The organism is Pseudomonas gorinensis, from assembly GCF_042015035.1.
Classification (GTDB): domain Bacteria; phylum Pseudomonadota; class Gammaproteobacteria; order Pseudomonadales; family Pseudomonadaceae; genus Aquipseudomonas; species Aquipseudomonas gorinensis.
Genome location: NZ_CP167125.1, coordinates 2611579 through 2627210, shown reverse-complemented (window position 1 = coordinate 2627210; position 15632 = coordinate 2611579). Strand labels below are relative to the sequence as shown.

Here is a 15632-nt window from a genome sequence, read left to right as displayed (position 1 = left end):
GGGCTCGGATGAGCGCAGCCGGCCTGTTTGTTCCAGCCGTTACTGACGGGCAGCGAGCAAACGCTTGTGCCGGTTACGCCGCGCGATGTTCAAGCATTCGATTGCCGCCGAGAACGCCATCGCCGCATATACATAGCCTTTTGGCACATGGGCACCGAAACCTTCGGCGATCAGCGTCATGCCGATCATGATCAGGAAGCCCAGGGCCAGCATCACCACAGTCGGGTTGTCGTTGATGAACTTGGCCAGCGGTTCAGCCGCCACCAGCATCACGATGACCGATGTCACCACGGCAATGATCATGATCGGCAAGTGCTCGGTCATGCCCACGGCAGTGATGATGCTGTCGATGGAAAATACCAGGTCAAGCAACAGGATCTGCCCGATGGCGGCGGCAAAACCGATGGCCACGACATTGCCGGTGCTGGCCTTCTCTTCCGGCTCCGGGTCCATGCTGTGATGGATTTCGGTCGTCGCCTTCCATACCAGGAACAGGCCGCCGGCGATCAGGATCATGTCTTTCCACGAAAACGCCTGGCCGAATATCTCGAACACCGGGGCGGTCAACTGCACGATGAACGCGATGGTACTCAGCAGGCCCAGGCGCAGCACCAGCGCCATGCTGATGCCGATGCGACGAGCCTTGGCCCGGTGCTTCTCCGGCAATTTGTTGGTGAGGATCGAGATAAAGATCAGGTTATCGATGCCCAGCACGATTTCCATGACGATCAAGGTGGCCAGGGCGACCCAGGCGGTGGGGCTGGCGGCCAGTTGTAAAAGGTAATCCATAGGTCAGTCCTGACGTTGTTCGGGGGGAGTTAAGCTTCTTTACTGTCCGATTGCGGCGCGTTTTCTGGCTGGTCATCCTTTTTTTCCGGGCTGATCAGGCCCTGGGTCGCCTCGCTCAAGGCCTGTTCGGCGGCCTTGTGGGTTTCATCGATGACTTGTTTGGCCTGCTCGGTGGCCTTGCCCATCACTTGCTGCGCGCTTTTTTCGACTTGATCACAGCCGCTGACCACCACCAATGAAAGCGCAAGCAGCGATGCAGCGCCCAGGGAGTTGAGTTTCATGATGTCTTCCTCGTTAGAACCATTGGGTCCAAATAGTGGCCCCGCGATAGCGAGGCATTCTATGCAGGCGAACAGTTCAGGAAAATTCGTATTTTTCTCGCGTATACTTCGATTTTTACGAAGTGTAGGGTGCCATGCTCAATTACCGACAACTGCATTACTTTTGGGTGGTAGCCAAGACCGGCAGCATCGTGCGCGCCTGCGAGCAACTGAACCTCACGCCGCAGACCATCAGCGGGCAGATCAGCCTGCTGGAACAAACCTTTGGTGTCGCATTGTTTCAACGGGTAGGCCGCCAGTTGGAGCTGACCGAAGCGGGTCGCCAGGCCCTGCCCTATGCCGAGCAGATGTTCCAGACGGGCAATGAACTGGAAGCGATGCTGCGCGCGCAACCCAATGAACAGCAGATTGTGTTCCGGGTCGGGGTAGCGGATGTGGTGCCCAAGTCCATCGTCTACCGGCTGATCGCACCGACCATGGAGCTAAGCGAACCGATCCGCATCACCTGCCGTGAAGATAAACTCGAACGTTTATTGGCCGACCTGGCGATCCAGCGCCTGGACCTGGTCATTTCCGATAGCCCTATGCCAACGCACTTGGACATCAAGGGTTACAGCCAGAAACTGGGGGAATGTGGCATCAGTTTCTTCGCCACCCAGGCACTGGCTGACCGGCATGGCGGCGATTTCCCACAATGCTTGCATGGCGCGCCGCTCTTGATTCCGGGGGCGGAGACGGTAGTGCGCAGCCGCTTGCAGCGCTGGTTTGCCGAGCAGAAGATCCAGCCAAAGATCATCGGCGAGTTCGACGACAGCGCGTTGATGCAGGCATTCGGCCAATCCGGCAGCGGCATCTTTATCGCCCCCAGCGTGATCGCCGATGAGGTCGTGCGCCAGTACGGCGTGGCGCTGATCGGCCAGACTGATGCGGTGAGCGAGTCGTTCTACGCGATCTCGGTGGAGCGCAAGGTCAAGCACCCCGGCATCGTGGCGATTACCGAGGGTGCGCGGCGAGAATTGTTCACCGCCCTGCCCTGACAGCTCAGGCGTTGGAGGCAGCGGGTTGCTTGGCCGTCATCAGCCACAGCGCCAGCAGGATCGACACCAGGATAAACCCGGAGGCGGCAAAGCCCAGGCTGCCCAGGCCCAAGGTGTCGATGACATGCCCACCGACCATGGCCCCCAGGCCGATACCCAGGTTGGCCCCGGCGATATTCAGCGACGCGGCAAACGCCGGCGCATGGGGCGCGGCCTTCATCAGGCGGACATGGCTGACCAGGAACATCGCCGCCTGGGTCACGCCCCACACCGCCATCGCCGCCGCCAGCCCGATTGTCGAATGAATGGCGGGCACCACGGCCACCATGCCAGCGATCATAAACCCGCAAAACACCATGGAGGCGATCAACGGGTGACGATCCACCGCGCGCCCGCCGAGGGAGTTGCCGATCAGGCCGACCGCGCCGAACCCCATCAGGCACCAGCCCACCAGCGTACCGTCGAACCCGGCCAGGCGCTCGAGGATGTCCGCCAAGTAGGTGTAGGCGGTGAACATGCCGCTGAACACCAGGATCGACAGCAGGATATGCCCCTGCATCAGCGGGCTGCGCAGGATCTTGAACTGTGAGCGCAAGGTGACCTGCTCGTTCTTGGCGTTCGTGACGGGCAGGTAGATGTACAGCAGCAAGGCCTTGGCCAGCGCGATGGCCGCAAGCAGGGCAAACGCCGTACGCCAGCCGAACATATCGGAAATCAGCGTGCCGACCGGGATGCCAAACACCGTGGCGCAGACAATCCCGAAGCCGATCTTCTCAATGGCGCGCCCGGCGAATTCGGGGCCGACGATATCCACCGCGGTTTCACTGGCCAGGGCCCAGAACACCGGCAACCCCAAGGCCGGGATCAAGCGGGCCAGGGACATGACCCAGATATTCGGCGCCAGCGCGGCCACGCTATTGGCCACGGCGAACATGACCAGGATCGTGATGAACAGGCGTTTGCGCTGGAATCGGGCGAAGTAGGCCGTGAGAAACGGGCCGAACGCCGCCACGGTGAACGCGAACAGGGTCACCAGTAACCCAGCCTGGGACACGCTGACATTCAGGTCGCGGGCAATCGACGGCAGCAGGCCGACGATGATGAATTCCGTGGTCAGCACGGTAAAGCCGGCGGCCGACAGCAGCAGGATCGGAAACAGCATGAAAACTCCAGAAACGACGACATCAACGACTGCCCTGGGGGCTCGCTGACGGAGAGGAAAGATGAGAGGCAAGAATCTTAACAGAACATGTCCGGACTTGGCTAAGACCGGCGCCCGGCCGGTGACGCATTGCCGCATTGGCCGGGACAGTTCGTGCAGCATGCTAGACTTCGCGACCTGTTTCCTACAGCCCTTTCCGCCCGCCCTGCTGCACCCATTAAAAAAACAGAGACAACTTTATGACTGCTGCCCCTTCCCTCTTTCAACGACTTGCGCGTGTCAGCCTGGTCACGCAAATCGTCATCGGCTTGATCGCCGGTATCCTGCTGGCCCTGCTGTTGCCCGACGCCGCCAAGGCCACCGGGTTTATCGGCAAAGTGTTTGTCACTGCGCTCAAGGCCGTCGCGCCGATCCTGGTGTTTGTGCTGGTCATGGCGTCGATCGCCAACCATAAACACGGCCAGGAAACCCACATCAAGCCGATCCTGTTCCTGTACCTGCTGGGCACCTTTGCCGCGGCAGTCGTTGCGGTGATCGCCAGCACCCTGTTTCCCTCGTTCCTCGTACTGGCCACCCATGACGCCATGGTGAGCGCCCCCGGCGGCATCGGCGAGGTGCTGCAAAGCCTGCTGCTCAGCGTGGTGGATAACCCGATCAGTGCCCTGATGAATGCCAACTTCATCGGCATCCTGGCCTGGGCCATCGGCATGGGGATCGCGATTCGCCATGCCGGCGAAACCACCCGCACCGTACTCGACGACCTGTCCAACGGCGTCACCTTGATTGTGCGCGTGGTGATCCGCTTTGCGCCGCTGGGTATCTTCGGCCTGGTGGCCTCGACCTTGGCCACTTCCGGTTTCAGCGCCCTGCTCGGCTATGCGCACCTGTTGGTGGTGTTGATCGGCTGCATGCTGTTCGTGGCCTTGGTGATCAACCCGGCCATCGTGTTCTGGAAGCTGCGCCGCAACCCGTACCCACTGGTGCTGATGTGCCTGCGCGAAAGTGGCATCACCGCCTTCTTCACCCGCAGCTCGGCGGCGAATATTCCGGTGAACCTGGCGTTGAGCAAACGCCTGGGCCTGCATGAAGACACCTACTCGGTGTCGATCCCCCTGGGCGCCACCATCAATATGGCCGGCGCCGCGATCACCATCACCGTATTGACCCTGGCTGCCGTGCACACCCTCGGGATTGCCGTCGACCTGCCCACCGCCGTACTGCTCAGCGTCGTCGCGGCAGTCTGTGCCTGCGGAGCCTCGGGGGTGGCCGGTGGTTCACTGCTGCTGATTCCCCTGGCGTGCAGCCTGTTCGGCATTCCCAGCGAAATTGCCATGCAGGTGGTGGCGGTCGGTTTCATCATCGGTGTGTTGCAGGATTCGGCGGAGACTGCACTTAACTCGTCCACGGATGTGTTGTTTACCGCGGCCGCGTGCCTGGGCAAGGAAGAACTGCCTGTTTGAACTCCAGGCGTAAAAAATCTATGGTCCCCCCCATTTTTGCAATACTGATTAACGGGCGATGTGGTTGGCTTGCTTAAATCTATCCGGCGTCTGTTTGGGGCTTGCCCCAGCGCCACGATGAGAGTCGCGCCTGACGATCCTTAAAAGCCCGTCGGCTTCTGAAGCCGATTTTTATGTCAGGATCTTCGCCAGGCCGGTAGGCCGTTCACGTCATCCGTTGTTCAGCTATCGCAAAACCTGAAGGGTGAATTGTGGTACTGCAACAACCGCAGGGTCAGGCGTTCAAGGCGTCTGGCCCTGCTTCATATTGCGCATGGTGAGCCGCTATCGCCCAAGCGATACGCGCCAGTTTGTTGGCCAGGGCACAGGCCACCACATTCGAGTGTCGTCGGCGCAGCAGCGCTCGCACCCAGTCGGCCAAAGCCCCCTTCTGATGATCCAGCCTCTGCATGTAAACCCTGGAGCATTGCACCAGCAGTTGCCGCAGGTGCTTGTCACCCCGCTTGCTGATCCCCAACAAATTGGCTTTGCCGCCCGTGCTGTACTGTCGCGGCACCAAGCCCACTGAAGCCGCAAAATCGCGACTGCATCGGTATTGCTTGCCATCGCCCATTTCTACAGCCAGAAGGCTGGCGGTGATCGGACCGACACACGGCATGCTAAGCAAACGGCTCCCCAGATCATCGTCGGCCAGCTGGCAAGCCAGTTGTTTGTCCAGTTCCTTGATCTGTTCATCCAGGTAAACGAAGTGATCGTGCAGGCGTTGCAACAGCACTGTCAGCCGCACAGGCAGCTCATGCTCGGCCAAAACAGCTGCCAAACGCTTCATGATGGCTGAGCCTTTGGGCAGGCTGATGCCAAATTCCAGCAGGAAACCGTGCATCTGATTGGCTGTCTTGGTGCGGTCATGCACCAACGACTCGCGCATGCGATGCAGGACAGACAGGGTTTGCTGAGACTCGGTTTTAGGCGTAACGAAGCGCATGGACGGACGGGAAGCCGCCTCGCAAATGGCCTCTGCGTCGATAAAGTCATTTTTGTTGCCCTTGACGAAAGGGCGGACAAACTGCGGTGAAATCAACTTGGTCGTATGCCCCATCGCCGCAAGCTGACGGGCGATGAAGTGAGAGCCGGCACAGGCTTCCGTTACCACGACGCAGCTCGGCAAGTTGCCGAAGAACCGCATCATCTGCGCTCGCGAGAGCTTTTTGCGAAACACCTCGCGGCCCGATTTGTCTTGGCCCAGAAGGTGGAAATTATGTTTGCCGAGATCGATCCCGATCAGTGCTGACTCGCTCATGATGATGGCCTCCAAAAACAAAACACCCTGCGAAAGCGTAGCCCTCGCAGGGTGTGGGGGTGACCATCTCATTAGCCCGGGGCCGTTCATTGAAGAACGCCCCCGGGCTTTTTTATAGGCTTAGAAAGCGCCCATGTAGTCGCGCTTGCCCACTTCCACACCGTTGTGACGCAACAATGCGTAAGCAGTAGTGACGTGGAAGAAGAACTGCGGCAGGCCGTAGGTCAGCAGGTAGGACTGGCCCGTGAAGCGTTTCTCTTTCGGGGTGCCTGGGCGGGTGATGATTTCGATGCCTTCCTTGCCGTCGATCTGCTCAGGCTTGATGGTGTCGACAAACGCCAGGACCTTGGCGATCAGCGCTTGCAGGTCGGCGAAGGTCACTTCGCTGTCTTCGTACTTCGGCACTTCAATCTCGGCCAGGCGTGCGGAAACACCTTTGGCGAAGTCGACCGCGATCTGCACCTGGCGCACCAGTGGGAACATGTCCGGGAACAGGCGCGCTTGCAGCAGGGCGTTGGGCTCGATGTTCTTGGCGGTGGCGTGGGCTTCGGCTTTGTTCAGCACATCGCTCAGGGCGTTGAGCATTTGCTTGAAGACTGGGACGGAGGCGGCGTACAGGGAAATAGTCATGACAGTCTCATCGGTAATGGCAGGGTTGGAACCAGCGGCGATTATAGCCATGCCGAGCGCTTGTCTTTTATTTTTTCCGGCTTAGGCTAGGCGGGGGCGTTCTCAATTAGATTCCCCGCCGCGCCGGGCCTGGTCTGCTTTAAGGCGACAACGGGGTAGGGAAACCCATTGAGAACGCCCCCATTCACTGCATAGGGAAAGCGCGATGACCGCCGAGCACGACACCGACACTCCTGAGCCGCGCCTGAACAGCACGGAAATCCGCATCCTGGGCTGCCTGATCGAAAAACAGGCGACCAACCCCGAAACCTATCCCCTGACCCTCAACGCCCTGGTCCTGGCCTGCAACCAGAAGACCAGCCGCGAACCCGCCATGAACCTCAGCCCAGGCCAGGTCGGCCAGAGCCTGCGCGCACTCGAAGGCCAGGGCTTTACCCGATTGGTGATGGGCAGTCGCGCCGACCGCTGGGAGCATCGGGTAGACAAGGCGCTGGAGCTGGTGCCGGCCCAGGTGATCCTGACCGGGCTGCTGTTTTTACGCGGACCGCAGACGGTCAATGAACTGCTGACCCGCAGCGGGCGCATGCATGATTTCGAAGATGCCGAGCAAGTGGTGCACCAGTTGGAGCGCCTGATCGCACGCGGATTGGCGCTGCTGGTGCCACGTCAGGCCGGACAGCGGGAAGATCGCTATACCCATGCGCTGGGGGACCCGGCGGATATCGAGGCGATTATCGCGGCGCGGGGGAGCCCGGTGGAGCGCTCTGCCGGCGCGGTCTCGCTGGATCGTATTGAAGAGCTTGAAGCACGGATTGCGGCGCTGGAAGAGCGCCTGGCACAGCTGGAACAGGCCTGACACGGTCAAAAATGTGGGAGGGGGTTTGCCCCCGATAGCGGTGGTTCGGTCAATACATTCATTGCCTGATACACCGTCATCGGGGGCAAACCCCCTCCCACATTTGATCACCAGCGTTCTTCAGCTTCGGGCAAACACCACGGCCTTTTCGAACTGTTCCTGAGTCGGTCGAATGCCGGTGTACAGGACGAACTGCTCCAGCGCCTGGATCGCAATCACTTCCAGGCCAGTAATCACCCGCTTGCCCTTGGCCCGCCCTCGCACAATCAACGGCGTTTCGGCGGGGATCGCCACCACATCGAACACTGTCTCGGCTTTATCAACGGCATCCGCCTCAAACGCCAACGCGTCCGCCTCGGCCCCGCCGGTCATGCCGATCGGCGTTACGTTAATCAGCATCCGTGGGCGCAAATCACCCAGTTCAGCCCGCCATTCGTACCCAAGATTCTGCGCCAATGCCCGCCCCGCCGCCTCATTGCGCGCCACGATCACGCCATGGGCATAGCCACCGTCACGCAAGGCACTGGCCACGGCCTTGGCCATGCCGCCGCTGCCACGCAGGGCAAAGGTCGAATCCTGTGGCACCACGTGTTTTTTCAGCAGTTGTTCGATAGCGATGTAGTCGGTGTTGTAGGCCTTGAGGTGGCCGTCGGTGTTGACGATAGTGTTCAGGGAGTCAATGGCTTGAACCGAATCATCCAGTTCGTCCACTAAGGCAATGGCGGCTTCCTTGAACGGCATGGACACCCCGCAACCGCGAATGCCCAAGGCGCGAATACCGCCGATCGCACCGGGCAAATCCTGGCTGCTGAAGGCTTTATAGTAGAAGTTCAAACCCAACTGCTCGTACAGATGGTTATGAAAACGCAGGCCAAAATTCCCAGGGCGCGCCGACAGTGACATGCACAATTGGGTGTCCTTGTTGGGGTGCATCTGCATCGCAAGCTCCTTTAAGTAAGCAAATGGGTACAGACCTTACACAACCTTTACCTAGTGGCTGTGCTGTTTTTCAGAAATACGTTGTCTTAAAAGTATCCCCGCGACAATCCTTGAGTCTATTGATTGCAGACCACAAGCGCAGGGGCTAACCGAGGAATGACCATGATGCGTAAACTCCCCAAGATCGCCCTGCTTATCGGCGCACTCGCTATGGCAGGCCAAGCCTCAGCCCACGGTGGTGGTTGGGGTGGCCCGGCCGTTTTGGGTGCTCTTGTCGGTGCCGCCGTCGTCGGCTCCGTCGTTGCCAGCCAGCCGCGTGAGGTCTATGTGCAGCAGCCGGTGTACGTCCAGCCGCAGCCGGTGTATGCCGCTCCGCCGCCGGTCTACTACGCCCCGCCGCCACCGGTGTATGTGCAGCAACAGGTTTACTACCGTCCGGCGCCCGTCTATTACGGCCCGCCACGCGGCTACTACGGCCCTCCCCGCGGTTACTACGGCCCGCCCCATGGCTACTATGGCCGCGGCTGGTAAGCTTGAATTGACACACCTGAACAGGCCTCGCCCACACGCGGGGCTTTTTTTCGGGCGAAAAAGGCTGGATTCGGGAGGCCAATGTCGCTTTGAAGACAACGGCCAAGCAGCAATCCCACATCATTCAGATCGAAAGTCTACTTGCCCGACCGGGGCTCGCGCTGTCATGTTTACGTCACGACACCCCCTCACTCTTAAACCAGTCCACCCCAAAACAACAAGGACGACTGACCATGCCCACACAAAACCCGCACCGCACCGCCGGCCTCTGTACGTCCAGCAGGGTCTATAGCGCCCTGACTGAACTCAAGCACCTCGAAGGCCACCGCAGCGCGAAGTTCCTGGCATTGCTTACGGAAAACCTGGTACGCAAGGGCCTGCTCAGCGAGCAGGAAGTCGTGAGCATGCTCGATCAAGTGGTGGATTGACGCCTGGCGTTGATGTCGACTATCGAGCCAGGTGATTTTTCCTGCACGCCTGCACCCCGTAAGGTGACCTCCATAGCGATTGGAGGTATTTATGCCCACTGTTCAGATCATGTCCGTTATCGGTAGCGCCGTCCCCGCGCCCCTTCGCAAGGCCGGCTTGCTTGCCTGCTGGTATGTGGTCCGTGATGGCGAGCCCATCAGCGGCCCGCTCACCTCGTTGTCGGCCGCAGAAAAACAACTGCAACACGCGACCCATGTCCGGCTCCACGCCTGAGAATCAGGGCAGTGGCAGCTTGACCCGTGGCTTGCTTTCGACAAATAGCGCCCAACTGGACATGAACAATGCCGCTACCAGCGGCCCGATCACAAACCCGTTGAGGCCAAATACTGACAAGCCGCCCAGGGTCGAGATCAGAATCAGGTAATCGGGCATCTTGGTGTCCTTGCCCACCAGGATCGGGCGCAGCACGTTATCCACCAGGCCGATCACAAAGACGCCGAACAAGCCCAGCACCACACCCTGCCAGATCGCCCCGCTGAGCAGGAAATACACGGCAACCGGTGCCCATACGATCCCCGCGCCCACGGCCGGCAGCAGCGATAGAAATGCCATCAATACCGCCCAGAGCAACGCACTGGGGATATCCAGGAACCAGAAAATCAAACCGCCCAGCGCTCCTTGGGTCACGGCCACCAGGACGTTGCCCTTGACCGTGGCACGCACCACGCGGTTGAACTTGAGTTGCAGGCGACGCTTTTGCGGTTCGGCCAAGGGCACTGCGGTACGCACCTTGCGCACCAACTCCGGGCCGTCGCGCAGCAGGAAGAACAGCAGGTACAGCATGATGAAAAAGCTCACCAGGAAATCAAACGTGCCCTGGCCAAAGCTGAACGCCTGGGTGGCAAAGAATTGGCTGCCCTGCATCGCGCTCTTGACGATTTTCTCGCGCAAGCCCTCCAGGTTGCCCATGCCGAAGCGATCCAGCAGGTGCTGGAAGTACGGTGGCAGGACGTTCTTGAACTGTTCTATGTAACCGGCCACGTCCAACTTGCCGCTCTCGATGTTCTTGTACAGCGTGGCCCCTTCCTGCACCAACAACGCGCTGGTGATGATCACCGGCAGGATCGCGATGATCAGGCAGGCCGTGAGAGTCGTCAGGGACGTGAGGTTGCGATTCCAGCCAAATTTGAACTGCAGCCGGCGCTGCAAGGGCGCAAAGATGATACCGAGGATGACCGCCCAGAACACCGCGCCGTAGAACGGCAACAGAATCCAGATAAAGGCCATGGTCACCAGGACCAGTAAGAGCAACAGGGTTTTGAATTGCAGGTTGGTCGCGTTCATGTCCGATCCATGTCAAAAAAGCAGGGCGCGTGTGTGCGCCCTGATGCTTAGTCCACTGCGCCCCCTGCGAGTGCCATCTTTGTTGCAAGCGTAGACCCAGATCAATAAAGCCTTCGCCGGCTTGCACTACCCTGCCGCACTTTTGCCCCAAGTGCCGACCATGCCGCCTATCCTCGCTCCCGAACTGCTCGCCCCCGCTGGCACCCTGAAAAACATGCGCTACGCCTTCGCCTACGGCGCCGATGCGGTCTATGCCGGCCAGCCGCGCTACAGCCTGCGAGTGCGCAACAATGAATTCGACCACGCCAACCTGGCCCTGGGCATCCAGGAAGCCCACGTGCTGGGCAAGCGTTTCTACGTGGTGGTGAACATCGCGCCGCACAACGCCAAGCTCAAGACTTTCCTCAAGGACCTCGCCCCGGTGATCGCCATGGGCCCGGATGCGCTGATCATGTCCGACCCGGGGCTGATCATGCTGGTGCGCCGGCATTTCCCGATGATGCCGATCCACCTGTCGGTGCAGGCCAACACCGTGAACTGGGCCAGCGTGGAGTTCTGGCAACAGCAGGGCATCTGCCGCGTGATCCTGTCGCGGGAGTTGTCCCTGGAAGAAATCGGCGAGATCCGCCAGCAAGTGCCGGCCATGGAGCTGGAGGTGTTTGTGCACGGTGCGTTGTGCATGGCCTATTCCGGGCGTTGCCTGCTCTCGGGTTATATGAACAAGCGCGACGCCAACCAGGGCACCTGCACCAACGCGTGCCGCTGGAAATACCAGGCCACGCCCGCAGTGGAAAATGCCACCGGCGATATCGTCCAGGAATATCAGCCCGAGCCAACCCTGGGTATCGGCGCACCGACCGACCAGGTATTCCTGTTGCAAGAAGCCAATCGCCCCGACGAACACATGCCCGCCTTCGAGGACGAACACGGCACCTACATCATGAACGCCAAGGACCTGCGCGCCGTACAGCACGTGGAGCGACTGACCCATATGGGCGTGCACTCACTGAAGATCGAAGGCCGCACCAAGTCCCACTTCTACTGCGCGCGCACCACCCAGGTGTACCGCCAGGCCATCGACGATGCGGTGGCCGGGCGTGAATTCGACCGTAGCCTGATGACCAACCTGGAGTCCCTCGCCCAGCGCGGCTACACCGAAGGTTTCCTGCGCCGTCATGTCCACGACGAATACCAGAACTACCAGAACGGCAGCTCGGTTTCCGAACGCCAGCAGTTTGTCGGGGAGTTGACCGGCGAGCGCCGTGGCGAGTTGGCCGAGGTCAAGGTGAAAAACCGCTTTGCGGTGGGCAATCACTTGGAACTGATGACCCCTGCCGGCAACTTTCACTTCGACCTGGCCACGTTGCATAACGCCAAGGGCGAGGCTATCGAGGTGGCGCCGGGGGATGGACACACAGTGTATGTCCCCCTGCCAGCCGAGATGGATTTGCGCTACGGCCTGTTGATGCGCGACATCGTGTAGCCGCTCAGATCCTGAACTGACCGACCAATTGCCCCAGGCGCTGGCCCAGATCAGCCAGGCTACGCGACGTCTGGGCGCCCAATTGGGTTTCATCGGCCACGCTGTCCACAGCCACGGCAATCTGATGCACGCTGCGATTGATCTCTTCGGCCACTGCCGTTTGCTCTTCAGCGGCGCTGGCGATCTGCGCGTTCATCGAATTGATGGTGCCGATCAACTGCGCCATGGTGTCGAGTGACGCCCCGGCTTCGTTGGCCTGGGCCGAAGTGCCGTCACCGGCATCGCTGGAGCGGCGCATGGCATCGACAGCGGCCTCGGTGCCTTTTTGCAGGCGGTCGATCATGCCCTGGATTTCCTGAGTGCTGGTCTGGGTACGGCTGGCCAGCGCGCGCACCTCGTCGGCGACTACGGCGAAACCCCGCCCGGCCTCCCCGGCCCGGGCGGCTTCAATGGCGGCATTGAGGGCCAACAGGTTGGTCTGCTCGGCAATCGAGCGGATGACGCTCAGTACGCTGACAATCGACGATACATCCTGCTTCAAGCTGTCGAGGGACACGCCGCTGCTGCGGATATCGTTCACCAGCGCATGGATTTGCGCGATGCTGCCGTCCACCACGCGCTTGGCGGCCTGGCCTTCGGCGTCGGTCTGTTGCGCGGCCACGGAGGCACCTTGGGCACTGCGCGCCACTTCTTGCGCAGCGGAAGACATCTGGTTGATCGCCGTGGCCACCTGGTCGGTCTCGTGGCGCTGGCGCTCCATGGCCTGTTCTGAACGCTGGGCCTGCTCGGACACCTGGCTGACCAGGCCGGTGAGTTGCGCGGTCATTTCGGTGATCTGGCGCACCAGGCCGTGGATCTTGTCGACAAACCGATTGAACGCCCCAGCCAGGTCGCCCAGTTCATCCTGGCTGGTGATGGCCAGGCGGCGGGTCAGGTCGCCTTCGCCGGCGGCGATGTCGTCGAGGTTGGCTTTCATCAGGTGCAGTGGACGCAGGATGGTATTGGCCAGCACCACGCCCACGGCGGCGATCACCAGCAAAACCACCACGGCCACGCCGAGGATGCTCAGCAATACGCCTTCCATGCGTTTTTCCACCTTGGCCTCGACCACCGCCACCTGGGCTTCAATGCCGTCCAGGTTGACCGACGTGCCGATCACCATGTCCCATTTGGGCAGGTATTCGGTGTAGCCCATCTTGGGTACCAGTTCGGTCTGGCCCGGTTGGGTCGAACTGTATTGCAGGTAGTGGGTGCCATCCTTGCCGACCTTGACCAGGTCACGGTTGACGTAGACGCCGTTGGGGTCACGGTTGTCCTTGAAGCTCTTGCCCACGCCGTCCGGGCTGTTGCCCTTGAACAGGCGGATGGTCTCGGAGTCGTAGCCAAAGAAGTAACCGTCCTTGCCGTAGCTGGTGCTGGACAGCAGCTTGACCACCTCGGCGCGCGCCGCCGTATCGCCGGGGGCCGCCGCGTCGTAGAGCGGCTTGATGGTGGTCATGGCCACTTCTACATAACTTTTCAGGGTGGCCTTGGCGTCGTTGAGCAGGCGCTGGCGGGTTTCATCCACCTCGTTACGCGCTTGCCCCTGGAGGATCGACACGGTGGTAAGGCTGATCACCAGGGCAAACAAGAGCACCGGCACGACGGCGAGGGACAGGACTTTGGCCTTCAAACTCAGACGCATGGCTTTTCTCTCTTATTAGTGGCGACTTAAAGAGGTTAGCGGCCAATTGAGAAATATCTGTAGGAGCGAGCGTGCTCACGAAAAACCTGAGCACCGCAGGGTGTCAGGTTTGCCGCGTTATCGTTGACGTTCTTCGCGAGCCAGGGCGGTGCAACATGCCGGTCAGAGGATCATGGCGGCCAGCCAGCCAAACGCCAGCAGCGGGATGTTGTAATGCAGAAATGTCGGCACCACGGTGTCCCAGATATGGTGGTGCTGGCCGTCGATATTCAGGCCGGAAGTCGGGCCCAGGGTGGAGTCCGAAGCAGGCGAGCCGGCATCGCCGAGGGCGCCGGCCGTGCCGACGATGCATACTATGGCCAGCGGGCTGAAGCCCAATTGCACGCACAGCGGCACGAAAATCGCCGCCAGGATCGGCACGGTGGAGAACGACGAACCGATCCCCATGGTCACCAGAAGGCCCACCAGCAACATCAACAACGCCCCAACCCCACGGCTATGCCCGATAAACGCCGCCGAGGCTTCCACCAGGGAGCGCACGTCGCCGGTGGCCTTGAGCACTTCGGCAAAACCCGACGAGGCAATCATGATGAAGCCGATCATGGCCATCATCTTCATGCCTTCGGTGAACAAATCGTCGGTCTCGCGCCAGCGCACGATGCCCGACACCGAGAAAATCAGGAACCCCGCCAGGGCGCCGATGATCATCGAATCCAGCCACAGCTGAATAATGAACGCCGAGGCAATCGCCACACCCGCCACCAGCAGGGTCAGCGGGTTGTACTGCACCGCCACTTGCTCGACCCGCTCGATTTTCTCCAGGTCATACACGCGTTTCTTGCGATAGCTGATAAACACCGCCACCAGCAGGCCAACCACCATGCCTAACGCCGGCAGCCCCATGGCATGGGTGACATTGACCTGGCTGATGTCCACGCCGCTCTTGGCCACGTTGGCCAGCAGGATCTGGTTGAGGAAGATATTGCCGAACCCTACCGGCAGGAACATGTACGGCGTGATCAGGCCGAAGGTCATCACACAGGCGATCAGGCGGCGATCCAGTTGCAGCTTGGTCAACACGTAGAGCAGCGGTGGCACCAGCAGTGGGATAAAAGCGATATGGATGGGCAAGATGTTCTGCGAAGCAATTGCTACCCCCCACAACAGGCCGATCAACACCCATTTGACATGACTGCCGCCCGTGGCTTCCTGGCGGTCCACCAACATCAACGCCTTGTCCGCCAGGGCATGGGCCAGGCCGGACTTGGCAATGGCCACCGCAAAAGCGCCGAGCAATGCGTAGGACAACGCCACGGTCGCGCCACCGCCCAGCCCACCATTGAAGGCCTGGAGAGTGGCCTCGATGCCCAGGCCGCCAGTCAGGCCACCCACCAGGGCGCCGACAATGATGGCAATGACCACATGCACGCGGGACAGGCTGAGCACCAGCATGGTGCCGACCGCGGCGATGACTGCGTTAATCATGGTTACCTCAAGACAGAAACATAAAAACAGGCATGCCCACGCGTGCGGCCACGGTAATGGCGGCCAGCATGCAGGCTTCAAGGAGGTCTTATTAGAGGGCGCGCACTTTGCAGCAGGCGGGGCCGCATGTCAAAAAACGACGCCGCTGCTAGATTTAAATTGAACGTTTGAATAAAGAAAAACTTGCAGCGGTCGATACAGGGGTTCTTTGTGTTTTCAGGT

Annotated in this window: 16 protein-coding genes and 1 pseudogene; 7 read left to right on the top strand and 10 right to left on the bottom strand. The window is 60.4% G+C overall.

The window, feature by feature from the left end; genetic code table 11:
* Positions 1-39 precede the first annotated feature (39 nt).
* Positions 40-789: a TerC family protein gene (locus tag AB7933_RS12150; protein WP_024074483.1), complete on the bottom strand. Its 750-nt coding sequence runs from the start codon at positions 787-789 to the stop codon at positions 40-42.
* A gap of 29 nt (positions 790-818) precedes the next feature.
* Positions 819-1070: a hypothetical protein gene (locus AB7933_RS12145; protein WP_024074482.1), complete on the bottom strand. Its 252-nt coding sequence runs from the start codon at positions 1068-1070 to the stop codon at positions 819-821.
* Positions 1071-1204: 134 nt separating this feature from the next.
* Between AB7933_RS12145 and nhaR the strand changes: the two genes are divergently transcribed.
* Positions 1205-2107 (top strand): transcriptional activator NhaR, encoded by a 903-nt coding sequence (gene nhaR / locus AB7933_RS12140; protein ID WP_024074481.1) that lies wholly within the window; start codon positions 1205-1207, stop codon positions 2105-2107.
* A 4-nt stretch (positions 2108-2111) separates the two neighbouring features.
* On the opposite strand, the gene AB7933_RS12135 is transcribed toward nhaR, so the two are convergent.
* Entirely contained in the window at positions 2112-3269 is a 1158-nt protein-coding gene (locus tag AB7933_RS12135; RefSeq protein WP_024074480.1) for an MFS transporter, read from the bottom strand.
* A gap of 239 nt (positions 3270-3508) precedes the next feature.
* Between AB7933_RS12135 and sstT the strand changes: the two genes are divergently transcribed.
* Complete coding sequence (gene sstT / locus AB7933_RS12130; protein WP_024074479.1) at positions 3509-4729, top strand: serine/threonine transporter SstT; 1221 nt, start codon at positions 3509-3511, stop codon at positions 4727-4729.
* Positions 4730-5003: 274 nt separating this feature from the next.
* Here sstT and AB7933_RS12125 read toward each other — a convergent pair whose 3' ends face one another.
* On the bottom strand, positions 5004-6029 hold the full coding sequence (locus AB7933_RS12125) for an IS110 family transposase (protein ID WP_024074122.1): 1026 nt from the start codon (positions 6027-6029) through the stop codon (positions 5004-5006).
* Positions 6030-6149: 120 nt separating this feature from the next.
* Positions 6150-6659, bottom strand: a complete 510-nt coding sequence (locus AB7933_RS12120) for a DUF1993 domain-containing protein (RefSeq protein ID WP_024074478.1) — start codon at positions 6657-6659, stop codon at positions 6150-6152.
* Positions 6660-6864: 205 nt separating this feature from the next.
* Between AB7933_RS12120 and AB7933_RS12115 the strand changes: the two genes are divergently transcribed.
* On the top strand, positions 6865-7515 hold the full coding sequence (locus tag AB7933_RS12115; protein WP_024074477.1) for a YceH family protein: 651 nt from the start codon (positions 6865-6867) through the stop codon (positions 7513-7515).
* A gap of 120 nt (positions 7516-7635) precedes the next feature.
* Here AB7933_RS12115 and AB7933_RS12110 read toward each other — a convergent pair whose 3' ends face one another.
* Positions 7636-8454 (bottom strand): shikimate 5-dehydrogenase, encoded by an 819-nt coding sequence (locus AB7933_RS12110; protein ID WP_024074476.1) that lies wholly within the window; start codon positions 8452-8454, stop codon positions 7636-7638.
* A gap of 156 nt (positions 8455-8610) precedes the next feature.
* On the opposite strand from AB7933_RS12110, the gene AB7933_RS12105 reads away from it, so the two are divergent.
* The 3 genes from AB7933_RS12105 to AB7933_RS12095 all read left to right on the top strand — a co-directional run bounded on the left by AB7933_RS12105 (position 8611) and on the right by AB7933_RS12095 (position 9687).
* Positions 8611-8985, top strand: coding sequence for a hypothetical protein (locus AB7933_RS12105; protein WP_041160888.1), 375 nt, complete (start codon positions 8611-8613; stop codon positions 8983-8985).
* 233 nt (positions 8986-9218) lie between these two features.
* The gene (locus AB7933_RS12100; protein ID WP_024074474.1) at positions 9219-9413 is read left to right on the top strand and encodes a hypothetical protein; all 195 of its coding nucleotides are present in this window, start codon (positions 9219-9221) and stop codon (positions 9411-9413) included.
* Between the two features lie 91 nt (positions 9414-9504).
* Positions 9505-9687: a hypothetical protein gene (locus tag AB7933_RS12095; protein ID WP_024074473.1), complete on the top strand. Its 183-nt coding sequence runs from the start codon at positions 9505-9507 to the stop codon at positions 9685-9687.
* A gap of 3 nt (positions 9688-9690) precedes the next feature.
* Here AB7933_RS12095 and AB7933_RS12090 read toward each other — a convergent pair whose 3' ends face one another.
* Positions 9691-10758, bottom strand: a complete 1068-nt coding sequence (locus AB7933_RS12090; RefSeq protein ID WP_024074472.1) for an AI-2E family transporter — start codon at positions 10756-10758, stop codon at positions 9691-9693.
* A gap of 160 nt (positions 10759-10918) precedes the next feature.
* On the opposite strand from AB7933_RS12090, the gene yegQ reads away from it, so the two are divergent.
* Complete coding sequence (yegQ, locus tag AB7933_RS12085; RefSeq protein WP_024074471.1) at positions 10919-12241, top strand: tRNA 5-hydroxyuridine modification protein YegQ; 1323 nt, start codon at positions 10919-10921, stop codon at positions 12239-12241.
* A gap of 4 nt (positions 12242-12245) precedes the next feature.
* Here yegQ and AB7933_RS12080 read toward each other — a convergent pair whose 3' ends face one another.
* The 3 genes and pseudogenes from AB7933_RS12080 to AB7933_RS12070 form a co-directional block, all read right to left on the bottom strand.
* Complete coding sequence (locus tag AB7933_RS12080) at positions 12246-13001, bottom strand: methyl-accepting chemotaxis protein (RefSeq protein ID WP_370531117.1); 756 nt, start codon at positions 12999-13001, stop codon at positions 12246-12248.
* Positions 13002-13103: 102 nt separating this feature from the next.
* A pseudogene (locus AB7933_RS12075) lies at positions 13104-13925 on the bottom strand (cache domain-containing protein); the annotation flags it as partial.
* A gap of 162 nt (positions 13926-14087) precedes the next feature.
* Positions 14088-15407: a Na+/H+ antiporter family protein gene (locus AB7933_RS12070; protein ID WP_162163605.1), complete on the bottom strand. Its 1320-nt coding sequence runs from the start codon at positions 15405-15407 to the stop codon at positions 14088-14090.
* Positions 15408-15632 lie beyond the last annotated feature (225 nt).